Genomic DNA, 24223 nt, shown 5'->3' with positions numbered 1-24223 from the left:
GGGGCGTGGCAGTGTTACCGCAAGAACAACCGTACGTAGTCGAAGTACGTAGAAACCGACCACCTGCATTGTTGAGGTTCCTGTGTCGCTGCCACCCCTGGTCGAGCCAGCTGCTGAGCTCACCGTCGACGAGGTCCGCAGGTACTCCCGCCACCTGATCATCCCGGATGTCGGGATGGACGGGCAGAAGCGGCTGAAGAACGCGAAGGTGCTCTGTGTGGGCGCCGGCGGACTCGGCTCGCCGGCCCTGATGTACCTGGCCGCCGCCGGTGTCGGAACGCTCGGCATCGTGGAGTTCGACGAGGTCGACGAGTCGAACCTGCAGCGGCAGATCATCCACAGCCAGGCCGACATCGGCAAGTCCAAGGCCCAGTCGGCCAAGGAGAGCGTGCAGGGGATCAACCCCCTGGTGAACGTGATCCTTCACGAGGAACGGCTCGAAGCCGAGAACGTGATGGAGATCTTCGCCCAGTACGACCTGATCGTGGACGGCACGGACAACTTCGCCACCCGCTATCTCGTCAACGACGCCGCGGTGCTGCTGAACAAGCCGTACGTCTGGGGCTCCATCTACCGGTTCGACGGCCAGGCGTCCGTCTTCTGGTCCGAGCACGGCCCCTGCTACCGCTGCCTCTACCCGGAGCCGCCGCCCCCCGGCATGGTTCCCTCCTGCGCCGAGGGCGGCGTGCTGGGCGTGCTCTGCGCGTCCATCGGCTCCATCCAGGTCAACGAGGCCATCAAGCTGCTCGCCGGAATCGGTGACCCGCTCGTCGGCCGGCTGATGATCTACGACGCCCTGGAGATGCAGTACCGCCAGGTCAAGGTCCGCAAGGACCCCGACTGCGCGGTCTGCGGCGAGAACCCGACCGTCACCGAGCTCATCGACTACGAGGCCTTCTGCGGCGTCGTGTCCGAGGAGGCCCAGGAGGCGGCGCTCGGCTCCACGATCACTCCCAAGCAGCTCAAGGAGTGGATGGACGCGGACGAGAAGATCGAGCTGATCGACGTCCGCGAGCCGAACGAGTTCGAGATCGTCGCGATCCCCGGCGCCAAGCTGATCCCGAAGAACGAGTTCCTGATGGGCAACGCCCTCCAGGACCTCCCGCAGGACAAGCGCATCGTCCTGAACTGCAAGACCGGCGTCCGCAGCGCCGAGGTCCTCGCGGTCCTCAAGTCGGCGGGCTTCGCCGACGCGGTGCACGTCGGCGGCGGCGTGATCGGCTGGGTCAACCAGATCGAGCCCGAGAAGCCGGTGTACTAGAACAACTCGAAGGGGCCGGTCCGCACCACGCAGACCGGCCCCTTCGTCGTGCCGGGGGGAGGGGGCTACGAGCAGGTCTTGCCGTCCGCCGGGACCTTCCCGTCCAGGAAGTACGCGTCCACGGTGGACGTCACGCAGGCGCTCCGGCCGTAGGCGCCGTGCCCCTCGCCCTTGTTGGTGAGCAGGACGCCGACGCCCTTGCCCAGCTCGTCCGCCATCTTCCGCGCCCCCTCGTACGGCGTCGCCGGGTCGCCGGTCGTCCCCACGACCAGGACCGGGCCGGCGCCCGGGGCGCTCGCCTCCGGGGTCGCGCGCTCGCCCTTCACCGGCCAGTCGGAGCACCAGCCCGCGGTGTCCCAGGCCAGGAACGCGCCGAAGACCGGCGACAGCTTCTCGAACTCGGGCAGCAGCGCCCTGGCGTCGGCCACCGTCGGCCGGACGTTGCTGTCCGCGCAGGAGATGGCCCGCTGCGAGTGGCTCTCGGTGCCGTAACGGCCCTTCTCGTCCCGGTTGTTGTACGAGTCGGCCAGCTGCAGCAGCATGCTGCCCCGGCCGCTCTCCGCCTCGTCCAGCGCCCGGGTCAGAACCGGCCAGTTGTCCTTGGCGTAGAGCGGCATCACGATGCCCGTGATGGCCAGTGACTCGTTGAGCTCGCGGGAGGTACCGGTCGGCAGCGGCTTCCGGTCGATCCCGGCCAGCAGCCGGGCGATGCGCCGGGTGCCCGCTCCGGGGTCCTGGCCCCGGTCCTTCAGGTAGTTGTCCAGCGCCCGCTGGAAGCCGGTCGTCTGGTTGCGGGCGTGCCCGACGGCGTCCGCCGTGGGGTCGACGACCGCGTCCAGGACGGTGCGCCCGACGTTCGCCGGGAACAGGTGCGCGTAGGTGCCGCCCAGTTCGGTCCCGTACGACATGCCGAAGTACGTCAGCTTCCGGTCACCGAGCACCTCGCGGATCAGGTCCATGTCCCGGGCGGCGTTCGTCGTGCCGACGAACGGCAGGACCTTGCCCGAGCGGCGCTCGCAGCCCGCGCCGAAGTCCGCGCCGTCCTTCATGAACGCCGCCTCCTCAGCCGCCGTGTCCGGAGTCATGTCCACCTTCCGGGCGGCGTCCTCCTGCTCCTGGTCGGAGCGGCAGCGCACCCCGGCGCTCCCGGCCACCCCGCGCGGATCGAAGCCCACCAGGTCGTAACGGGTGTTGAGCTTCTCGTACGAACCGGCGGCGCGCGGCAGGATGGAGACGCCCGAGCCGCCGGGGCCGCCGAAGTTGAACAGCATCGAACCGAGGCGCCGGCCCTTGTCGCGGGCCTGCTTGCGGATCAGCGCGATCCCGATCGTGTCGCCCTGCGGCTTCGCGTAGTCCAGCGGGACGCGGACGCTCGCGCAGCGCCAGTTGGAACCGGGAGCGGACCCGCCCTCGGGCGCCCCGCAGCGCTTCCAGTCGAGGTGCTGCGAGGTGAGCGAGCCGGGCAGCGCCGGTTTCCCGTCCGCCGCGGATGAGGCCGGGGCGGACGGTGAACCGGCCCTACCGCCGCCCGTCGCCCTGCCGGGCTTGTCGTCCGTACCGTCGTCGCAGCCCGCGAGCGCCCCCGTCAGCAGCAGCGCGGTGGCGGCCAGCGCGCCGGCCCGTGCGTATGAGACCACGTGTGCGTCCCTCCCCTGTGTCCCCTGTCGCCGCCCGACCGGCCGGCGGCCCGCTCATCGTAGGACGGTGCCGCGGGGCCCTACCCGCAGACCGTGCCCGCCGCCGGTACCTTGCCGTCCAGCAGATAGCCGCCGACCGCCTTCTGCACACAGGCGTTGCCGCTGTTGTACGCGCCGTGCCCCTCGCCCTTGTACGTCAGCTCCACGCCGACGCCCTTGCCCAGCTCATCGGCCATGGCCTTCGCGCCCTTGTACGGGGTCGCCGGGTCGCCGGTGTTGCCGATGACGAGCTGGGGGGCCGAGCCGGGGGCGCTGACGTCGGGGTGCTCCCAGGCGCCGGCCACCGGCCATTCGGTGCACGCCATCAGGCCCCAGCCCAGGTAGTCACCGAAGACCGGTGAGGCCTCACGGAACCCGGGGAGCTTCGCCTTGGTCTCCTCCAGGGTGAACCGCTCCTTGGAGTCGGCGCAGTTGATGGCCGTGTTGGCCGCCGCCGAGTTGTCGTAGTGGCCGTTGTCGGAACGGCCGTTGAGGGAGTCGGCCAGCGCCAGCAGCAGCCCGCCGCTGCCGCCGTCGGCCTCGTCGATGCCCTGCTCCAGCAGCGGCCAGGTCTCCTTGGAGTACAGGGCGGCCGCGATGCCGGTGGTGGCCTGTGTCTGCGTCAGCTTGCGTGCGCCGAGACCGGAAACGGGACGCTTCTCCAGCCGGTCCAGGAGGCCGGAGATCCCCTGCTCGACCCCGTCGGCGTCGGAACCGGGCAGCTTGCAGGCGTCGCCCCGCTCCGCGCAGTCCTTGGCGAAGTTGTCCAGCGCGAGCTGGAACCCCTTGGCCTGGCCCAGCGAGGACTGCTCGGCGTTCTCGGTCGGGTCCACCACCGCGTCCAGCACCGACCTGCCCACGTTCTTGGGGAACAAGTGGGCGTAGACACCGCCCAGTTCGGTGCCGTACGAGATGCCGAAGTAGTGCAGCTGGTGGTCGCCCAGGACCTGGCGCATCAGGTCCATGTCGCGGGCGGCGTTCGTCGTCCCGACGTAGGGGAGCTCCCTGCCGGAGTTCTTCTCGCAGGCGGCGGCGTACGCCTTCGTGTCGTCGGTGAACGCCGTCTCCTCGGCCGCGGTGTCCGGTGTTCCGTCCTCCTGGTAGCGCGCGTCCAGCTGTTTGTCGTTCTCGCACCTCACCCCGTCGCTGCGGCCGACCCCGCGCGGGTCGAAGCTCACCAGGTCGTAGCGGGTGCGCAGCTTGTCGTACTCGGTACCGAAGGCGGGCAGGGTGGCGACGCCGGAGGCGCCGGGGCCGCCGAAGTTGAAGACGAGGGAGCCGATGCGGTTCTTCTGGTTCATGGCCTTCGCGCGGACGAGCGCCAGGCCGATGGTGTCGCCCGCAGGTTTGGCGTGGTCGAGCGGGACCTTCATGACGGAGCACTCCCAGACGGCCCCGCCGGGCAGCGGCGAGGGCGCGGCGCCGCCGCCCTCCGCCTGGGACGGGGCCGGGCAGCGCTTCCACGTCAGCTGCTGGGTGGCGAGGGCGGACGGGCCCGGACTCGCGGCGGCGTTCGCCGGGTGCGGCGAGTCCTGCGACCGGTCCGGGGCCTCGTTGTCACCGCCGTCCGAACAGCCGGTGAGCGGGAGCAGCACGGTCACGGTGGCGGCGAGGGCCGCGGCGCGCAGGGCAGGGGAGGTCCTCATCGCTCCATCGTGCGGCGGGGGCGGGGAGGCCGCACGGGGCGCCGGTCCAAGCGGGTGGCCCGCTGCCCGGACCGGCGCCCCGTCCCGCGTCGGTGTCCGCGCGGCAGACGGCAGTGTGAAGACAGGCCCTAGATGTTCTGTCCACGGAGGTTGGTGACAGGTTTCACGGTGGGGTGATCTTGAACGAGTGAGGGCCTTCCGGGTTCGGTGTGGATTGCGACGTCTACACCGACCAGAAAGGCCCTCGTGCCCCACCGTAATGCACCCCTGACCGAGACCGGACGTCTGCGTCTGGCCCGCTGCGTCGTCGAGGACGGCTGGCCTCTGCGCCGGGCCGCCGAACGCTTCCAGGTCTCCCCGACCACCGCCCAGCGATGGGCCGACCGCTACCGCGATCTGGGCGAGTCGGGCATGAGCGACCGCTCGTCCCGGCCCCACCACAGCCCCTCCCGGACCCCGACCCGCACCGAACGCCGGATCATCAAGGTCCGCGTCCTGCGCCGCTGGGGGCCGGCCCGCATCGCCTACCTCCTCGGCCTGAACCCCGCCACCGTCCACCGCGTCCTGACCCGCTACCGCCTCGCCCGGCTCACCCACCTGGACCGGGCCACCGGCCGGGTGATCCGACGCTACGAGCGTGACCGGCCCGGCGAGCTGGTACACGTCGATATCAAGAAGCTCGGCAACATCCCCGACGGCGGCGGCCACAAGGCCCTCGGACGCCCATCCGGCCGCAAGACCCGCTCCGGCGCCGGCTACAGCTACCTCCACAACGCCGTCGACGACCACTCCCGCCTCGCCTACAGCGAGATCCACCCCGACGAGAAGAAGGAAACCGCCGTCGGCTTCTGGACGCGGGCCCACGCGTTCTTCACCCGGGCCGGGATCACCGTCGAACGTGTCCTCACCGACAACGGCGCCTGCTACAAATCCCACCTCTGGCGCAACACCCTTGCGGAGGAGGGCATTTCACACAAGCGCACCCGCCCCTACCGGCCGCAGACCAACGGGAAGGTCGAGCGCTTCAACCGCACCCTCCTGGACGAATGGGCCTACGCCAAGCCCTACCGCAGCGAGGCCGAACGACGCGCCGCCTACCCCGCCTGGCTCCACACCTACAATCACCACCGCGGACACACCGCGCTCAAGGGCCAACCACCCGCCAGCCGCGTCCCCAACCTCACAGGACAGAACACCTAGAGCTCACCCTTGCGGGTGAGGTGGTTGAAGCAGATCCAGCCGGGAAGCACCGGCAGCCACAGGGTCATCAGCCGGAACAGCAGCACCGCCGGGGCCGCGACCTCCTTCGGCAGGCCGACCGCGATCAGACCCAGCGTCAGCGCACCCTCGACCGCGCCCATGCCGCCCGGGGTCGGTGCCGCCGAGCCCAGCGCGTTGCCGGCGAGGAAGACCACCGCGATGCTCGCGTAGCTGAGGTGGGGGGTGTCCGGACCGCTGAACGCCCGGACCGACGCATCCAGACACATCACGAACAGGCCGGTGAGCAGCAGCATCCCGCCGATGCCGGTGAGCAGCTTCTGCGGGCGCTGTACGACGTCGAGCATGCGCGGTACGACTCCGGCGAACAGTGACCGCACCCGGGTCACCACGAACTTCCGCAGGAACGGGATCGCCGTCACGACCAGGACCAGCACGGCGACCGTCAGCAGCCCCGCGATCACCGTCCTGGACGGGGTGAGCGAGGACGGGGTCTTCTCGGTGCCGGTCAGATAGCCGAAGGCGCCGAGCAGCAGGATGTGACAGCCGAGGCCGAACAACTGCGAGGCGCCGACACTGGCGACCGCCAGCCCGGGGCGTACGCCGGAGCGCTGCAGGAACCGCGTGTTGAGGGCGACACCGCCGACCGCGGCGGGCGCCACGATCTTCACGAACGAACCGGCGATCTGCGCCAGTACCGTCTTGCCGAACGGCACCCGCTCCGGCACGAAGCCCAGCAGGCTCATCGCCGCCGCGATGTAGCTGAGGGCCGAGAAGCCGAGCGCGGCCGCCACCCAGCCCCACTCCGCCTGTTCGACCACCGCGCCGAAGTCGGCCTCGGTGACCTGGGAGATCAGGAAGTACGCGGCGATGGCGCCCGCGATGAAGCTGAGCAGGGTGCGCGGCTTGATGCGCTCCAGGCGGACCGGCTCGACCGGGGCCTGCGGCCGGATCAGCAGCACCTCCCGGCGGATCAGGGTGAGCAGATCCTCCTCGCGCGCCTCGTCCAGCGCGTCGTCCATGGCCCGCTTCTCGGCCTGCTTCTCGTTGCGCAGCGACTTGCGGGCGATCTTGCGGTCCGCGTCCGCGGCGCTCTCCGCGCCATGGGTACGGGCCCGCTTCGCCGCGTCCGACGCCTCCAGCACCGCCTCGCGTTCGCGCTGCGACCGTTCCCGGGCGAGTCTGCGCAGATGCGCCCGGGTGGAGCGGCTGAGCGCGATCGGCTGGAGCAGCGGCAGGCAGTCCGCGACGGTGTCCGGGCCGACCACCGCGAGAGCGGCGGCCACCGCCCGCTCGGCGCCCACCCGCAGACCGGTCGTGGTGAGCAGCTGGGCGACGTCCATCCGCAGCACCAGATCGCCTGCCGCGATCTCGCCGCCCCGGAGATCGGTGACGAACACCTTGCCGGAACGATCCACCAGCAGCGCGTCACCGGTGAGCCTGCGGTGCGCGATCCGCCGGGATTGGAGTGCCTGCACCTGACGCCAGGCGTCGCGCACCAGGTCGTCGGTGATGTCGGAGTCCTCCAGGGCGTCCAGCGAACGCCCGCCGATGTGCTCGTACACCAGCATCACGGCGTCGGGGCCCAGCTCCGAGGTGGCGATCAGCTTGGGCGCGTTGGCCCCGGCGGCGATCGCCGCGTACGCGAGCAACGCCTCCTGCTCCAGCGCCTGGCGCAGCGACTGGATGGAACGCCGCTGGGTGATCCCGCGCAGGGTGAGCCTGCGCCACACCCGGTAGAAGAAGCCCTGGGCCTGCTGTTCCCGGTCGACGACGGTCACGTCGAGCGGTGCGCCGTCCTCCAGGGAGACCAGGTAGCGGCGGCCTCGGTCGTTCTGGTCGCCGGAGTCGGGGGCGTCGTCGGCCCGCATCGCGGTGACGGGGCGGAAGCCGACATGGCGCAGACCGGCCATCAGATGCTGCCCGGTCGGCCGGACGTTCGGCGAGCCGACCGCGTAGAGCGTGCCGTACGCCACCGTCCAGCCGATCAGCACCGTGAGGATGATCGAGAGGGGCGTCGTGTAGCCGCCGACCAGCATGGCGAAGGCGTCGAGCAGCAGCACCACCCACAGCACGACCCGCCAGCGCGGCCGTCTCGCCATCCCGACCGCCGTCATGTAGGCGATGACCGGGGCGAGGTAGCCGTGTACGGGATCGGTGAGCGCGTCACCGGGCGCCGGCTGGGTCAGGGCGTCCTGAATGGATCCGGAGGCGTTCTTGGCGACCCACAGATCGGCCGCGAGCGTCACGCCGTGCGCCAGCACGGCGGCCAGCACACCGTCCGCGATCCGCAGCCCGTCGCGTTTGATCAGCCGTTCGATGGCGAAGGCCACCGGGACGAGCAGCACGGCGATGCTGGAGACCAGGCCGGCGATCTTGATGAGCACGTCGGGCGCCTGGCCGGTGCCCTTGTTGATGTCCTCCTCGAGCCCGGTGGTCGTGCCGTGGGCGAACGCGGCGACGGAGAACAGCACGACGATCGCCAGGACACCGATGAGGAGCCGCAGCAGATCGGAGGGACGGTGCACCCGGGCGGGGAGCAGGGGCTCGTCCCCCGAGACGCGTTCGGACAGATCCTCTTCGGAGGTCGAGAGCGTGGAGCCGGCCGGGTTCCCGGAAGGGTTCTCCGGACCGGTGTCCGAATCCGGCCGGCCCTCCTCCGGGCGCGGCTCGGCATCAGAGGCGTCGGCCGCCTTCGGTGGCTGCACGCCCTGCTCCTTCGTCGCCTCTGATTGGTCTTCGTGTTCTCGTATCACCGGTCACCGCCCGGATGATGGTGGCACGGCCTGTGGACGCAGGAAGGCATCAGGGTGCGATGCAGGGGCGCGCGAAGCGCAAGATACGCCCCTTTCCCGCCCTGCGCACGCTGTGTGTCCGGCCGGACACGGGATCGGCGGCGCTGTCGGTGGCTTACGGCAGGATGGGCCGGATGAGCGAGAACCCGACGAGTGAGGCGTTGCCGCAGTACGCGGAGCGCGTGCTCGATGTCGCCGAGCTGATCCCGCCCGGCCGCGTCATGACGTACGGCGACATCGCGGAGTGGCTGGGGGACGGCGGCCCGCGTCAGGTGGGCCGGGCCATGGCGCTGTACGGGGCGGCGGTGCCGTGGTGGCGCGTGGTGCGCTCCGACGGGACGCTGCTGCCCGGCCACGAGCTGCACGCCCTGGACCACTACCGCGAGGAGGGCACCCCGCTGCGCGAGGCTCCCGCCGGTGCGGAAGGTCACGTCCCGCGTCTGGACATGAGACGCGCGCGGTGGGACGGCGTGCCCGGCGCGGCGGCGGACGCCGGGGCGGACGGCAGGGCGGGCGGTCCGGGGGCGGACGGCGGCGGGGGTGCTCACAACTGACAGCTTCGGCCATCCGGCGGCCCATCGTGCGGAGCCGGGCCCGTACGGCGTACGGGAAGCGTGACGCGCACACCGTGCTGCGGGCCCGCCGTCCGCCGGGCGCACGCCGTCCGGGCGGAGTGCGCCGCCTGCCTCGCGTCCGTCGCCCCCATCGTGTCCATGGCATCCATCGCGTCCGCCCCGGCCGCTCCCGCCCGCCGGGGCCGACGTGACGATCCCCGCATCCGTACCGACGCGATCGGGCCCGTCCCCGGAGTAGCGTCGTCAGTTCGCGGCAACTGCCGCGTCATCGTCATCAGCACACCCACCAGGACCGGCGACCCACGTGAGCTCCTCCTCCACCACCCGGCACAGTCCGCACCGTCAGGCACGGCGGGGGACCACGGGCGCGTACCGGCTGGTGCGTACCCCGCCGGGCTCCGTGGAATCCCCTCTCCTGGACGCGGCGCAGCGTGCGGTGGTTGACCACCCCGGCGGGCCGCTGCTGGTCCTCGCCGGACCGGGCACGGGCAAGACCACCACGCTCGTCGAGAGCGTCGCGGCGCGTGTCGCGCGGGGCACCGACCCGGCCCGCATCCTGGTCCTCACCTTCAGCCGCAAGGCCGCCGTCGAGCTCCGCGACCGGATGGCCGCCCGGCTCGGCGCCGTCCGGAGCCCGCAGGCCACCACCTTCCACTCCTTCTGTTACGCCCTGGTCCGTGCCCACCAGGACGCCGATCTCTTCGCCGACCCGCTGCGACTGCTCTCCGGGCCGGAGCAGGACGTCACGGTCCGTGAGCTGCTGGCCGGCCAGCTCGACCTGCAGAAGCAGGGCCACGCCCACATCCGCTGGCCCGACGAGCTGCGGGCCTGCCTGACCACGCGCGGCTTCGCGGACGAGGTACGCGCGGTGCTCGCGCGCAGCCGTGAGCTGGGCCTCGGCCCGGACGCCCTCGCGGACTTCGCCCGGCGCACCGGCCGCCCCGACTGGAGCGCCGCCGCCGAGTTCCTCGCGGAGTACCTCGACGTGCTGGACGCCCAGGGGGTGCTGGACTACGCGGAGCTGGTCCACCGCGCGGTGCTGCTCGCGGAGCGGCCCGAGGTGTCGGCGCTGCTGGCCGGGGAGTACGACCTGGTGTTCGTCGACGAGTACCAGGACACCGACCCGGCGCAGGTGCGGCTGCTGCACGCGCTGGCCGGGAACCGGGGGAGCACCCCGGGCGGCGGCGGTGGCCGGAACCTGATCGCGTTCGGAGACCCGGACCAGTCGATCTACGCCTTCCGGGGCGCCGATGTGAACGGCATCCTCGACTTCCCCGAGGTGTTCCGGCGGGCGGACGGCGCTCCGGCCCCGGTCGGCGTCCTCACCACCTCGCGCCGCTCCGGGGAGCAGCTGCTCCAGGCCACCCGGCTGCTCACCCGCCGGATGCCGCTGACCCGGCTGCCCGCCGCGAAGGTCCGCGCCCACCGGGAGCTCGGCGCGGTCCGCGAGGGCGGCACCGTCGAGACGTACACCTACCCGACCGCCTCCACCGAGCTCGACAACATCGCGGACCTGCTGCGCCGGGCACATCTGGAGGACGGGGTGCCGTGGCACGAGATGGCGGTGCTCGTCCGCTCCGGCGGCCGCACGATCCCCGCGATGCGCCGGGCCCTGACCTCGGCGGGCGTTCCGCTGGAGGTCGACGGCGACGACCTGCCGCTGCGCCACGAACCTGCGGTGGCCCCGCTCCTGACCGCCCTGCGCACGGTGGCGACGGCCGCCCTGAACCGGGGCGCGGCCGCCGGGTCAGGCGAGGCCCCCGCCGGTGAGCCGGAGCGCGCGGGGGCGGACGGCGTCGGCGAGCCGGAGGGCGCCGGGGCGGAAGGCGCCGGGCCGTCGGTCTCCGGCACACCGGCCACCGACGCGCGGACATGGCTCGACACCGAGACCGCGCTGACGCTCCTCGCCTCCCCCCTCGGCTCCATGGACGCCGCCGACCTGCGCCGGCTGGGCCGGGCCCTGCGTGACGAGGAGCGCGCCGCCGGGAACCGGGTGCCCGCGCCCTCCGGCGACCTGCTGGCCCGCGCCCTGGCCGAACCGGAGCGGCTCGTCACGCACGATCCGGCGTACGCCCGCGGCGCCCAGCGCCTGGGCGCCCTGCTGCGCAAGGCGCGCGAACTCCTGGAGGGCGGCGGCACCGCCGAGGAGGCCCTGTGGGAGCTGTGGTCCGGCACCCCCTGGCCGGGCAGGCTGGAGCGCGCCGCGCTGCGCGGTGGCGCGGGCGGGCGCAACGCGGACCGCGACCTCGACGCGGTCTGCGCCCTGTTCGACACGGCGGCCCGCGCCGAGGAGCGCACCGGCGGGCGCGGCGCGCTCAACTTCCTGGAGGAGGTCGACGCCCAGGACATCGCGGCCAACACGCTCTCCAGGCGCTCCGCCCGGCCCGATGCCGTACGGCTGATGACCGCGCACCGGTCCAAGGGCCTGGAGTGGCGGCTGGTCGTCGTCGCCGGGGTGCAGGAGGGCCTCTGGCCGGACCTGCGCCGCCGGGGCTCGCTGCTCGAAGCGGACCGGATCGGCCGCGACGGTCTCGCCGAACCCCTCACCCCCGGCGCGCTCCTGTCCGAGGAGCGCCGGCTCTTCTACGTCGCGGCCACCCGCGCCCGCGAACGGCTCGTCGTCACCGCCGTCAAAGCGCCCGCCGACGACGGCGACCAGCCCTCCCGCTTCCTGAGCGAACTCGGCGTCGAACCCCGCGACGTCACCGGCCGCCCGCGCCGCCCCCTCGCGGTCGCCGCCCTCGTGGCCGAGCTGCGCGCCACCACCGTCGACCCCGGCGCGTCCGACGCCCTGCGCGAGGAGGCCGCCCACCGGCTCGCCCGGCTCGCGGCGCTCACCGACGACGAGGGCCAGCCGCTCGTGCCGTCGGCCCACCCCTACCGCTGGTGGGGCCTGTACGAGCCGACCCGCTCGGCCGTCCCGCTGCGCGACCGGGACCAGCCCGTCGCCCTGTCCGGCAGCGCGCTCGACCAGCTGGCCAACACCTGCGCGCTCCAGTGGTTCCTGGGCCGCGAGGTGAAGGCCGACGCCCCGGCGACCGCCGCCCAGGGCTTCGGCAACGTGGTCCACGTACTCGCCGACGAGGTGGCCTCCGGCCGCACGCCTGCCGATCTCGCCGTTCTCATGGAGCGGCTCGACTCGGTCTGGGACGGGCTGGTCTTCGACGCCCCCTGGAAGTCCCAGCAGGAGAAGGAACAGGCACGCGTCGCCCTGGAGCGCTTCCTGCGCTGGCACGTCATGGACCGCACCGGCCGCACCCCGGCCGCCAGCGAGCACGACTTCGACGTGACGCTGGAGGCGGGGGAGTACGAGGTGCGCATCCGGGGCTCCATGGACCGGGTGGAACGGGACGCCGAGGGCCGGGCCTACGTCGTCGACTTCAAGACCGGCAAACAGGCCCCGACCAAGGACGAGGTCGCCCGCCACCCCCAGCTCGCCGTGTACCAGCTGGCCGTGCGGGAAGGGGCGGTCGACGAGGTCTTCGACGGCCGCCGCCCGGAGTCCGGCGGCGCCGAACTCGTACAGCTGCGCCAGCCCGCCCCCAAGAAGGAGGGCGGTGACGCCGTCCCCAAGGTGCAGGCCCAGCAGCCGCCGGACACCGAATGGGTCTCCGATCTGCTGGCGACCGCCGCCGGGCGGGTGCTGGACGAACGGTTCACTCCGACGACCGGCCAGCACTGCACCCACTGCACGTTCCGGGCCTCGTGCAGTGCCCAGCCGGAGGGGCGGCAGGTCCTGGAGTGAGCGGGTGCGCCCGCTCACTCCAGGACGTCACGGTTTGCGGGCCATCACCCCGTACACACTGACGTCCGCGTCGGTGACGTCGTTGATGTCCTGGTAGCGCGTCCGGTCCAGCGCGTCCAGGCTCGCCACGAACTCCTGGTCGGGGTCGGCGGCCTCGGGCAGATCGGTGACCTGCTCGGGGCGCCAGCGGTGGACGGGGACGACGCCGGGGTCGAGCAGCTCCAGACCGTTGTCGGTCACGAAACGCTCCACCTGGGCGTGCGAGCGGCGGACCATGGCGAAGCCGCGCTCCTTGAAGGCCTTCGTCACCTGGCCGACCTGCTCGGGGTTGAGGTCCGAGCTGACGTTGCTCAGCACGAGGTGGCTGCCCGAGGGGATCGCGTCGACGAGCTGCCTGACGATGGGGTAGGCCTCTTCGTCCTCGATGAAGTGGAGGACGGCCGCGAGCACCAGGGTGACCGGCCGGTCGAAGTCGAGCGTGCGCCGAGCGGCTTCGAGGATCCTGGCGGGGTCGCGCAGGTCCGCCTCGATGTAGTCGGTACGCCCCTGCGGCCCGCTGGTCAGCAGCGCCTGAGCGTGTACGAGCACGACCGGGTCGTTGTCCACGTACACGACCCGTGAGTCGGGTGCGACGGCCTGCACGATCTGGTGGACGTTCTGCTGCGTCGGCAGCCCCGTGCCGACGTCCAGGAACTGCCGGGCGCCGTTCTGGGCCGCGAGCGTCACCGCGCGCCGCATGAAGTCCCGGTTGTGCCGCACGGTGAGGTACCCGCGCGGGTTGGCCTTCAGTGCCATGGCGGCCGCCTCGCGGTCGGCCGGGTAGTTGTCCTTGCCGCCGAGGAAGACGTCGTAGACCCGGGCCGGGTGCGCCTTCGTCGTGTCGATGCGCTGCCTGAGCCCGGCGGTGCCGGCCAGGGCTGCGGCGTCGCGGCCGGAGACGGACGCGGACGGGGACGGGGACGGGGACGGGGACGGGGACGGGGACGGGGACGTGGGCCCGGATGTGGACGTGGAGGCCGACGCGGACGTCGAGGCTGACGCGGATGTGGACGCGGACGCGGATGTGGACGCTGGGGTGTCGGAGCTCATCTGGCCGTCCTCGTATGGCTGTTGATACGACAGGCGTCAATCTAGACGGTCCGCCACGCCCTGCACCCCGGCACCATGCAGAACAGCTGCCCCGCCGGGGCGCCGCGCCGCGACCGTCCGGACCCCTGCCGGCGTGCGCCCCCTCCGTCCACGGCCGGCGGTCTGCGCCCGCTCACCGCAGCAGGTGTGCGCCCGCTCACGGCTTCGTGGGTTGTCGGCGCGGCCGGTTAGCCTCTGTGGAGTGTCCTCACACCTCACCGATCCCGAGCAGCTCAAGGAGCTCCTCGGGATCCCCTTCACCCCGGAGCAGACGGCGTGCATCACCGCGCCGCCCGCCCCGCAGGTGATCGTCGCCGGGGCCGGGTCGGGGAAGACCACGGTGATGGCGGCCCGTGTGGTGTGGCTCGTCGGGACGGGCCAGGTCGCCCCCGAACAGGTCCTCGGCCTCACCTTCACCAACAAGGCGGCCGGCGAGCTGGCGGAGCGCGTCCGCAAGGCCCTGGTCGCGGCCGGTGTCACCGACCCGGAGGCCATCGACCCGGACAACCCGCCGGGCGAGCCCAGCATCTCCACCTACCACGCCTTCGCCGGCCGGCTCCTCACCGAGCACGGGCTGCGGATAGGGCTCGAACCCACCACCCGCCTCCTCGCGGACGCCACCCGCTTCCAGCTCGCCGCCCGCGTACTGCGCGAGGCCCCCGGCCCCTACCCGGCCCTGACCAGGTCGTTCCCCACTCTGGTCAGCGATCTGCTGGCGCTGGACGCCGAGCTGGCCGAACACCTCGTACGCCCCGAACAGCTCGCGGAGTACGACACCGGACTGCTGCGCACCCTGGAGACCGCCAAGCTCAGCAACGCCGAACTGCGCAAGATCCCCGAGACCGCCGAGGCCCGCCGTGAACTGCTCTCACTGACCCGGCGCTACCGGGAGGCCAAACGGAGCCGCGACCTCCTCGACTTCGGTGACCAGATCGCGCTCTCCGCGCAGCTCGCCCTCACCCGCCCCGAGGTCGGCGCGATCCTGCGCGAGGAGTACCGGGTCGTCCTGCTCGACGAGTACCAGGACACCTCCGTCGCCCAGCGCCTCCTGCTCTCCGCCCTCTTCGGCAGCGGGCCCGACGGCGTCCCGTCCGGGCACGCGGTCACCGCGGTCGGCGACCCCTGCCAGGCCATCTACGGCTGGCGCGGCGCCTCCGTCGCCAACCTCGACGACTTCCCCCGCCACTTCCCGCAGGCCGACGGCGCCCCCGCGACCCGCTACTCCCTCAGCGAGAACCGCCGCAGCGGCGGCCGCCTCCTCCACCTCGCCAACGGCCTGGCCGAGCCGCTGCGCGCCATGCACGAGGGCGTCGAGGCGCTGCGCCCCGCACCCGGCGCCGAGCGCGACGGGCTCGTCCGCTGCGCCCTGCTGCGTACCCACACCGAGGAGATCGACTGGCTCGCGGACTCGATCGCCCACCTGGTGCGGACCGGCAAGGCACCCGGCGAGATCGCCGTCCTGTGCCGAACCGCCGGGGACTTCCCGCAGATCCAGGCCGCCCTGGTGGCCCGGGACATCCCGGTCGAGGTCGTCGGCCTCTCGGGGCTGCTCCACCTCCCCGAGGTCGCCGACCTCGTCGCGGTCTGCGAGGTCCTCCAGGACCCGGGGGCCAACGCGTCCCTGGTCCGGCTGCTCACCGGCCCCCGCTGGCGGATCGGCCCCCGCGACCTGGCGCTGCTCGGCCGCCGCGCCCGCCTCCTCGTCCACCGCGCCTCCCACGGCGACGACGAGGACTTCGACCCCGACCGCCGCCTCGCCGAGGCCGTCGAGGGCATCGACCCGGCCGAGGTGATCTCCCTGGCCGACGCCCTGGACACCTTCCTCGACTCCGGCGGCGACGAGGACGACCGGCTGCCGTTCTCCACCGAGGCCCGCATCCGCTTCGCCCGGCTCGCCACCGAACTGCGCGAACTGCGCCGCTCGCTCTCCGACCCCCTGATGGACGTACTGCACCGGGTCCTGAGCACCACCGGACTGGAGGTCGAGCTCTCCGCCTCCCCGCAGGCCCTGGCGGCCCGCCGCCGCGAGACCCTCGCCAACTTCCTCGACGTCGCGGCCCGCTTCGCCGCCGTCGACGCAGAGGCCACACTCCTCGCCTTCCTCGGCTTCCTGCGCACCGCCGCCCAGTACGAGAAGGGCCTGGACAACGCGCTGCCCGGCGGCGAGAACACCGTCAAGGTCCTCACCGCCCACAAGTCCAAGGGTCTGGAATGGGACGTCGTGGCCGTGCCGGGACTGGTCACCGGCCAGTTCCCCAGCGGCCAGTCCCGCGACGCCTGGACCTCCCAGTCCAAGGTCCTCCCGCACGCCCTGCGCGGCGACACGGCCACCCTGCCCGTCGTCCACTCCTTCGACGCCAAGGGACTCAAGGGCTTCAAGGAGGAGATGAAGGAGCACCAGCACACCGAGGAGCTGCGCCTCGGATACGTCACCTTCACCCGGCCCCGCACCCTGCTGCTCGGCTCCGGCCACTGGTGGGGGCCCAGCCAGAAGAAGACCCGAGGCCCGTCCGGCTTCCTGCACGCGCTGTACGAGCACTGCGCGGCCGGTCACGGCGAGATCGAGGTGTGGGCGGACGAGCCGGCCGAGGACGAGGAGAACCCGGCCCTGGCCGAGTCCGCAGCCGACCACGCCTGGCCGCTGCCGCTGGACGACACCGCGCTGGCCCGCCGCAGGGCTGCCGCCGAAACGGTGCTGGCCCACCTGACGGCACTGGCCGGGGCGGGGCCGGTGCCCGAGGGGTACGGGGCGGTGGGCCATGGAGCGGCGGCGCTCCTGCCGGACGGGCCACCGCCCGACGAGCCGCCCTTCGACGACGCGGAGCTGTTCCCCGAGGACGACCCCTTCCTGGACGAGGTACCGGCCCCCGAGGACACCCCGCACGGTGGCGCGGGCCCGCACGACACCCCGGCCCCGCACGACCCCCCGGGCCCGCACGGCTCCCCCGCCCCGCACGACGCCCCGGCCCCGCACATCCCCGCGGCCCGGCTGCCCGAGCAGGGCCCCCCGCGCCTCACCCCCGAGGAGGCCCGCACCCTCGCCTCCTGGGACCGCGACCTCGACGCCCTCGCCGGGGAGCTGCGCCGGGCCCGCGCCACCGTGCGCGACGTCCTCGTCCCCGCCTCGCTCTCCGCCACCCAGCTGATGCGCCTGGCCGACGACCCGGACGGCTTCGCCCAGGAGCTGGCCCGGCCCATGCCCCGTCCCCCGCAGCCCGCCGCCCGCCGGGGCACCCGCTTCCACGCCTGGGTCGAGTCCCGCTTCGAGGAGCTGCCGCTGCCCATGCTCGGCCCCGACGAGCTGCCCGGCGGCGAGGAGAACGAGGCCGAGATCGCCGACGAGCAGGACTTCGCGCTGCTCAAGGAGGCCTTCGAGCGCACCCCGTACGCCCGCCGCACCCCGTACCGCGTCGAGACGCCGTTCCAGATCACGCTGGCCGGCCGGATCGTCCGGGGCCGGATCGACGCGGTGTACCGGACCGGGGACACGTACGAGATCGTCGACTGGAAGACCAGCCGCACCAACACCGCGGACCCCCTCCAGCTCGCCGTCTACCGCCTCGCCTGGGCCGAACTGCACGGACTGCCGCTCACCGACGTGACGGCCACGTTCCTCTTCGTCCGCACCGGCGAAAGCGTCCGGCCGGCCCGCCTCCCGGGCCGTCCGGAGCTGGAGCGCATCCTCCTGGACGAGCCACCTCCTGCGGCCGGATAAGCTGAAGGTCATGAGCGACACCCCGGACAGCGCCGTCCGTACGTACACCGAGCAGCACCGCGCCGCCTTCCTCGACGACCTCGCGGAGTGGCTGCGCATCCCGTCCGTATCCGCGCAGCCGGAGCACGACGGGGACGTGACGCGCAGCGCCGAGTGGCTGTCCGCCAAGCTGAAGGAGACCGGCTTCCCGGTCACCGAGGTCTGGGAGACGGACGGTGCGCCCGCCGTCTTCGCCGAGTGGCCGTCCGAGGATCCGGACGCCCCGACCGTCCTGGTGTACGGACACCACGACGTGCAGCCCGCCGCCCGCGAGGACGGCTGGGACACCGAGCCGTTCGAGCCGGTCATCCGGGACGGCAGGATGTACGGGCGCGGCGCGGCCGACGACAAGGGACAGGTGTTCTTCCATACCCTCGGCGTCCGGGCCCACCTCGCCACCACCGGCCGCACCAGCCCCGCCGTGCACCTCAAGCTCCTCGTCGAGGGCGAGGAGGAGTCGGGCTCCCCGCACTTCCGCGCCCTGGTCGAGCAGCGGTCGGACCGGCTCACCGCGGACGCCGTGATCGTCTCCGACACCGGCATGTGGGACGAGACCACCCCGACCGTCTGCACGGGCATGCGCGGCCTGGCCGAGTGCGAGATCGAGCTGCGCGGCCCCGGGCAGGACATCCACTCCGGCTCGTTCGGCGGCGCGGTCCCCAACCCGGCGACCGAGATCGCCCGGCTCGTCGCGGCGCTCCACGACCAGGACGGCCGGGTCGCGGTCCCCGGCTTCTACGACGGCGTGGCCGAACTGACCACGACCGAACGCGAGCTCTTCGCCGCACTGCCCTTCGACGAGGCCACCTGGCTGCGCACCGCCAGGTCGCAGGCCGCCTCCGGAGAAGCCGGCTACTCCACCCTGGAGCGCATCTGGGCCCGCCCCACCGCCGAGGTCAACGGCATCGGCGGCGGCTACCAGGGCGCCGGAAGCAAGACGATCATCCCGTCCTCCGCCCTGGCCAAGATCAGCTTCCGCCTGGTCGCGGGGCAGGACCCGGACCGCGTCCAGGACGCCGTACGGGCCTGGGCCGAGGCCCGCATCCCGGCCGGGATCGGCCACCGGATCACCTTCCTCCCCGCCACCCGCCCCTGCCTCACCCCGCTGGACCACCCCGCCCTCCAGGCCGTCGCCCGCGCCATGGGACGGGCCTTCGGCAAGAAGATCCTCTTCACCCGCGAAGGAGGCTCGGGACCCGCCGCCGACCTGCAGGACGTGCTCGGCGCCCCCGTCCTCTTCCTCGGCATCTCCGTACCGTCCGACGGCTGGCACGCCCCCAACGAGAAGGTCGAACTCGACCTGCTGCTCAAGGGCGTGGAGACCACCGCCCACCTCTGGAGCGAACTGGCGGCCGCACTCCGCTGAATCCTCTGAACACCCGATCCATCCCGGGGGAGTAGGAAGCACCTGTGAGCACCTTCGACAACGCCACCACCGACCGGCCCATCGGCCTGACCGCGCCCAGCGGCATCGACCGCGCCGCGCACCACCGCCTCGACGAGGCCTGGCTGGCCGCCGCATGGAGTCACCCGACGACCCGGGTCTTCGTCGTCTCCGGCGGGCAGGTGCTGATCGACGACACCGCCGACGGCACCGAACTCGTGATGACCCCCGCTTTCGAGGCGCCCGTCACCGAGACCCACCGCTACTTCCTCGGCACCGACGAGGACGGCGTCAGCTACTTCGCCCTCCAGAAGGACTCGCTGCCCGGCCGCATGGACCAGTCGGCCCGTCCCGCCGGGCTCCGCGAGGCGGGCCTGCTCCTCGGCGCCCGCGACGCCGGTCTGATGGTGCACGCGGTGGCGCTGGAGAACTGGCAGCGGCTGCACCGCTTCTGCTCCCGCTGCGGCGAACGCACGGTCATCGCGGCGGCCGGACACATCCGCCGCTGCCAGGCCTGCGGTGCGGAGCACTACCCCCGCACCGACCCCGCGGTCATCATGCTCGTCACCGACGACCAGGACCGCGCCCTGCTGGGCCGCCAGGTCCACTGGCCCGAGGGCCGCTTCTCGACCCTGGCCGGATTCGTCGAGCCGGGCGAATCGATCGAGCAGTCCGTGGCGCGCGAGGTGTTCGAGGAAGCCGGCATCACGGTGGGCGAGGTGGAGTACGTCGCCAGCCAGCCCTGGCCCTTCCCGTCCAGCCTGATGCTCGGCTTCATGGCACGGGCCACGACGTTCGACATCAACGTCGACGGCGAGGAGATCGAGGAGGCGCGCTGGTTCTCCCGCGAGGAGCTGACCGCCGCCTTCGAGTCCGGCGAGATCCTGCCCCCGTTCGGCATCTCGATCGCCGCCCGGCTGATCGAGATCTGGTACGGCAAGCCCCTCCCGAGGCCGCGCAGCGCCGGCTGACACCGGAGCGAGCAGCCGGCACCGGAGCGGGAACGCGAGCCGGGGAGCGCGGCCCGCGCTCCCCGGGCCCGTTCGCGTGGCTCTACAGTGGACGCGGGCCGTGACTGGCGCTGAGGTGGAGCACCACCGGGGAGCGGCCGCAGAGAACACCGGCAGTCCATGGGGCTGCCGAAGCCGTGCGCCTGGGCGACCGACCACGATCCGCGATCCCTCGCGGCCCCGGTGGCCGACGCGATCGCCCGAGCGCCCAGGAGTACCAGTGAACGCGACCCAGACGGCTCAGCTGATGGACGGCACGGGCCTCGCCCGCCGAAGCGTCGAGGAGACCACGGCCGCGGCCGCGGAGATCCGGCTGCGCACCGGAACCCCGCCCTGCCTGGCCACCGTCCTCGTCGGTGAGGACCCGTCCTCGGTGACGTACGTCAAGATGAAGCGCAACCGGTGTGCGCGGGCGGGCATCGAGTCCCGGCACGTGGCACTTCCGGCCGACTCCACCACCGAGGACGTGGTCGCCGCGGTGACCACCCTGTCGAAGGACCCGGGCGTACACGGCATCCTGCTGCAGCACCCGATGGGCCCGCACATCGACGAACGGGCCGCCTTCGAGGCGATCGCCCCGGAGAAGGACGTCGACGGCGTCACCATGCACGCCTTCGCGGCGATGGGTTTCGGCCTCCCCGGATTCGTCTCCTGCACCCCGGGCGGCATCATGCGGCTGCTCGACGCGTACGAGGTCGACCTCGCGGGCAAGCACGCGGTGGTCGTGGGACGCAGCGCCATCCTGGGCAAGCCCGCCGGGATGCTCCTGCTGGGGCGCAACGCCACAGTGACGTACTGCCACTCGCACACCGCCGACCTCTCCGCGATCGTGCGGCAGGCGGACGCCCTGGTCGTCGCGGTCGGCCGGCCGCGCTTCATCACCGGTGCCGACATCAAGCCGGGCGCGGTGGTGATCGACGCGGGCTACAACGAGGGCAACGTCGGTGACGTCGATTTCGAGACAGCCGCCGAGCACGCGAGCCTGATCACCCCGGTCCCCGGAGGTGTCGGCCCGATGACCATCGCCGTCCTCCTCGAACAGACGGTTGCGGCGGCGTCCCGCCAACTAGGCCTGAGCTGATCTTCCTCAGCCGGCTTTCCTGAGCCGGCTTTCCTGAACCGGCCTTACTGAACTGACTTTCCTGAACTGATGCAGGCACACAGCCGCCCGCCGCTTCCGGTCCGTGTCGACCGGAAGCGGCGGGCGGGCGCGCTCGGGGTGGGGCTCGGCGGGGTCAGGCGCCGACCTTCTGCTTCACCTGGGCCAGCGAGGGATTCGTCAGCGTCGAACCGTCCGGGAAGAGAACGGTCGGGACCGTCTGGTTCCCGCCGTTCGCCTTCTCGACGAAGGCCGCGGAGTCCGGGTCGTGCTCGATGTTGATCTCGGTGTACGCGATGCCCTCGCGGTCCATCTGGCCCTTGAGCCGACGGCAGTATCCGCACCACGTGGTGCTGTACATCGTCACAGTGCCCGGCATGTCTACGCGCTCCTCTGTCTCATCGGTCCCGGCAATCCCGCCACATCCCGTCCCGTCTCCTCCGTCACACTCCACACTCCGCACACCACCCGCCGCGTGGTTCACGGCGGGCGTCAGGCATCGGGTGGCACGCGCAAAGGCCCCGAGATCCGGGACGTGCGTTGCCGCACGACAGGGGAACGTACGTGACCTGTCCACCATTCCCGGCAGCGCGCCCGGCGCCGATCCCGGCAGCGCTCCAGGCGCCGGTCGCGATCAGTGCGACCAGTACGACCAGTACGACAGATGCGGCACCCCTGTGGACAACTTCCGCGTCCGCCCCTTTCGACCTGGCAGCATGGCGGGGTGACATCAGCAACGCATTCCACCCTCTTCCCTCAGGTCCCCGACTCCGCCGACGCCGTCCTCGACGGGCTCGACCCCGAGCAGCGCGAGGTCGCCATGGCCCTGCAGGGCCCGGTATGCGTGCTGGCCGGGGCCGGTACGGGCAAGACGCGGGCCATCACGCACCGCATCGCCTACGGGGTGCGCGCCGGGATCATCCAGCCGACGAGTGTGCTCGCCGTCACGTTCACCAACCGTGCCGCCGGCGAGATGCGGGGACGGCTGCGCCAGCTCGGAGCGGGCGGGGTGCAGGCGCGCACGTTCCACTCCGCGGCCCTGCGCCAGCTCCAGTACTTCTGGCCGAAAGCAGTCGGTGGCGATCTGCCCAGGCTGCTGGAGCGCAAGGTCCAGCTGGTGGCCGAGGCCGCGGCCCGCTGCAACATCCGCCTCGACCGCAACGAGCTGCGCGATGTCACGAGCGAGATCGAGTGGGCCAAGGTCACCCAGACCGTGCCGGCCGACTACCCGGCCGTGGTCGCCAAGTCCCAGCGGGACGCCCCGCGCGATCCCGCCGAGATCTCACAGGTCTACGCGACGTACGAGCAGCTGAAGCGGGACCGGACGGTGATCGACTTCGAGGACGTGCTGCTCCTGACCGTGGGCATCCTCCAGGACCGGCACGACATCGCCGACCACGTGCGCCGGCAGTACCAGCACTTCGTCGTCGACGAGTACCAGGACGTCAGCCCGCTCCAGCAGCGGCTGCTCGACCTCTGGCTGGGCGACCGGGACAACCTCTGCGTCGTCGGTGACGCCAGCCAGACGATCTACTCCTTCACCGGAGCCACCCCCGACCACCTGCTGAACTTCCGCACCCGCCACCCCCGGGCCACCGTCGTCAAGCTCGTCCGGGACTACCGCTCGACGCCCCAGGTGGTCCACCTGGCCAACGGGCTGCTCGGCCAGGCCCGGGGCAGGGCCGCCGAGCACCGGCTCGAACTGGTCTCGCAGCGCGAGCGCGGTCCCGAGCCCGCCTACACGGAGTACGCGGACGAGCCCGCCGAGGCCGAGGGCACCGCCCGCCGCATCCGCGACCTGATCGCGGCAGGCGTCCCGGCGGGCGAGATCGCGGTGCTCTACCGGGTCAACTCCCAGTCCGAGGTCTACGAGCAGGCCCTGGCCGACGCGGGGGTGCCGTACCAGCTGAGGGGCGCCGAGCGGTTCTTCGAACGCGCGGAGGTACGGGAAGCGGGCGTCGCCCTGCGCGGCGCGGCCCGCGCCGGCGGCAACGACTCCCTGCTCGACGATGCGCAGGGGCTGCCCGCCGAGGTCCGCGCTGTGCTGTCCACCAAGGGCTGGCGGAGCGAGCCGCCGGCCGGCTCCGGGGCGGTGCGCGACCGCTGGGAGTCCCTGGCCGCACTGGTCAGGCTCGCCGAGGACTTCGAGCGGGCCAGGCCGGGCGCGACCCTCTCCGACCTGGTCGCCGAACTGGACGAGCGGGCCGCCGCCCAGCACGCCCCCACGGTCCAGGGCGTCACCCTGGCCTCGCTGCACTCCGCGAAGGGCCTGGAGTGGGATGCCGTGTTCCTGGTCGGACTGACCGAGGGCATGATGCCGATCACCTACGCCAAGACGGACGAGCAGATCGAGGAGGAGCGCCGGCTGCTGTACGTCGGTGTCACCCGGGCACGCTTCCACCTCTCGCTCTCGTGGTCGCTGGCCCGCTCGCCCGGCGGCCGGGCCGGCCGCCGCCCGAGCCGCTTCCTGAACGGACTGCGTCCCGGCTCGGCGGCGCTGGGCGCCAGGGGCACCGCGGGCGGCAGCGGCGGCATCGAGCGGCCGGTGGCGGCCCGGCGCAAGCGGCGCGGGCCCGCGCTGTGCAGGGTGTGCGGCAAGACCCTCACCGACGCGGGCGAGATGAAGCTGATGCGCTGTGACGACTGCCCGTCCGACATGGACGAGGCGCTGTACGAGAGGCTGCGCGACTGGCGTGCGGTCCGGGCGCAGGAGATCAGCCAGCCCGCCTACTGCGTGTTCACCGACAAGACGCTGATGGCCATCGCGGAGGCCGTGCCCGGCAGCGAGGGCGAGCTGGCCGGGATCCCCGGGGTCGGCGCGCGGAAGCTGGGCCGGTTCGGAGCCGCGGTGCTGGACATCTGCGCAGGTGGGGACGGGGCGGAGGAGCCTGCGGAGGCCGACGAGCAGGTGTGAGAAAAACTCGTCGAAAAA

General features: G+C 72.6%; 14 protein-coding genes. 9 read left to right on the top strand and 5 right to left on the bottom strand.

Annotation, left to right across the window (positions count from 1 at the left end; genetic code table 11):
• Positions 1-82: 82 nt before the first annotated feature.
• Positions 83-1261, top strand: coding sequence for an adenylyltransferase/sulfurtransferase MoeZ (gene moeZ / locus EDD93_RS03090; RefSeq protein ID WP_123523701.1), 1179 nt, complete (start codon positions 83-85; stop codon positions 1259-1261).
• 65 nt (positions 1262-1326) lie between these two features.
• Here the strand turns inward: moeZ and EDD93_RS03085 are convergent, their stop codons facing one another.
• The gene (locus EDD93_RS03085; RefSeq protein WP_123523700.1) at positions 1327-2898 is read right to left on the bottom strand and encodes an alpha/beta hydrolase; all 1572 of its coding nucleotides are present in this window, start codon (positions 2896-2898) and stop codon (positions 1327-1329) included.
• A gap of 80 nt (positions 2899-2978) precedes the next feature.
• Positions 2979-4583, bottom strand: coding sequence for an alpha/beta fold hydrolase (locus EDD93_RS03080; RefSeq protein ID WP_123523699.1), 1605 nt, complete (start codon positions 4581-4583; stop codon positions 2979-2981).
• A gap of 246 nt (positions 4584-4829) precedes the next feature.
• Between EDD93_RS03080 and EDD93_RS03075 the strand changes: the two genes are divergently transcribed.
• Positions 4830-5783 (top strand): IS481 family transposase, encoded by a 954-nt coding sequence (locus tag EDD93_RS03075; RefSeq protein ID WP_123523698.1) that lies wholly within the window; start codon positions 4830-4832, stop codon positions 5781-5783.
• Here the strand turns inward: EDD93_RS03075 and EDD93_RS03070 are convergent.
• On the bottom strand, positions 5780-8509 hold the full coding sequence (locus EDD93_RS03070) for a lysylphosphatidylglycerol synthase domain-containing protein (protein ID WP_123523697.1): 2730 nt from the start codon (positions 8507-8509) through the stop codon (positions 5780-5782). The genes EDD93_RS03075 and EDD93_RS03070 overlap by 4 nt on opposite strands.
• Positions 8510-8730: 221 nt before the next feature.
• Here EDD93_RS03070 and EDD93_RS03065 point away from each other — a divergent pair, with 221 nt between their 5' ends.
• Together EDD93_RS03065 and EDD93_RS03060 are read left to right on the top strand one after the other, a co-directional pair.
• Entirely contained in the window at positions 8731-9150 is a 420-nt protein-coding gene (locus EDD93_RS03065; protein WP_123527557.1) for an MGMT family protein, read from the top strand.
• 325 nt (positions 9151-9475) lie between these two features.
• Complete coding sequence (locus EDD93_RS03060) at positions 9476-12916, top strand: ATP-dependent DNA helicase (RefSeq protein ID WP_123523696.1); 3441 nt, start codon at positions 9476-9478, stop codon at positions 12914-12916.
• A 27-nt stretch (positions 12917-12943) separates the two neighbouring features.
• On the opposite strand, the gene EDD93_RS03055 is transcribed toward EDD93_RS03060, so the two are convergent.
• Positions 12944-14005: an SAM-dependent methyltransferase gene (locus EDD93_RS03055; protein ID WP_260255603.1), complete on the bottom strand. Its 1062-nt coding sequence runs from the start codon at positions 14003-14005 to the stop codon at positions 12944-12946.
• Between the two features lie 241 nt (positions 14006-14246).
• Here EDD93_RS03055 and EDD93_RS03050 point away from each other — a divergent pair, with 241 nt between their 5' ends.
• The 4 genes from EDD93_RS03050 (at position 14247) to EDD93_RS03035 (ending at position 21273) form a co-directional block, all read left to right on the top strand.
• Positions 14247-17759, top strand: a complete 3513-nt coding sequence (locus tag EDD93_RS03050) for an ATP-dependent DNA helicase (protein WP_123523695.1) — start codon at positions 14247-14249, stop codon at positions 17757-17759.
• Positions 17760-17769: 10 nt separating this feature from the next.
• Positions 17770-19164 carry a dipeptidase gene (locus tag EDD93_RS03045; protein ID WP_123523694.1) on the top strand — a complete coding sequence of 465 codons (1395 nt, stop codon included), beginning with the start codon at positions 17770-17772 and terminating at the stop codon, positions 19162-19164.
• 44 nt (positions 19165-19208) lie between these two features.
• Positions 19209-20153 carry an NAD(+) diphosphatase gene (gene nudC / locus EDD93_RS03040; protein WP_123523693.1) on the top strand — a complete coding sequence of 315 codons (945 nt, stop codon included), beginning with the start codon at positions 19209-19211 and terminating at the stop codon, positions 20151-20153.
• A gap of 286 nt (positions 20154-20439) precedes the next feature.
• Positions 20440-21273: a tetrahydrofolate dehydrogenase/cyclohydrolase catalytic domain-containing protein gene (locus tag EDD93_RS03035; protein ID WP_123527555.1), complete on the top strand. Its 834-nt coding sequence runs from the start codon at positions 20440-20442 to the stop codon at positions 21271-21273.
• Positions 21274-21427: 154 nt separating this feature from the next.
• Here the strand turns inward: EDD93_RS03035 and EDD93_RS03030 are convergent, their stop codons facing one another.
• On the bottom strand, positions 21428-21670 hold the full coding sequence (locus tag EDD93_RS03030) for a mycoredoxin (protein ID WP_123523692.1): 243 nt from the start codon (positions 21668-21670) through the stop codon (positions 21428-21430).
• Positions 21671-22015: 345 nt separating this feature from the next.
• Here EDD93_RS03030 and EDD93_RS03025 point away from each other — a divergent pair, with 345 nt between their 5' ends.
• The gene (locus EDD93_RS03025; protein WP_123523691.1) at positions 22016-24205 is read left to right on the top strand and encodes an ATP-dependent DNA helicase UvrD2; all 2190 of its coding nucleotides are present in this window, start codon (positions 22016-22018) and stop codon (positions 24203-24205) included.
• Positions 24206-24223: the final 18 nt, after the last annotated feature.

Origin of the sequence: Streptomyces sp. 840.1 (genome assembly GCF_003751445.1) — a bacterium.
GTDB lineage: Bacteria > Actinomycetota > Actinomycetes > Streptomycetales > Streptomycetaceae > Streptomyces.
The sequence above is the reverse complement of the archived record's forward strand: the minus strand, read 5'-3'. Positions and strand labels throughout refer to the sequence as shown.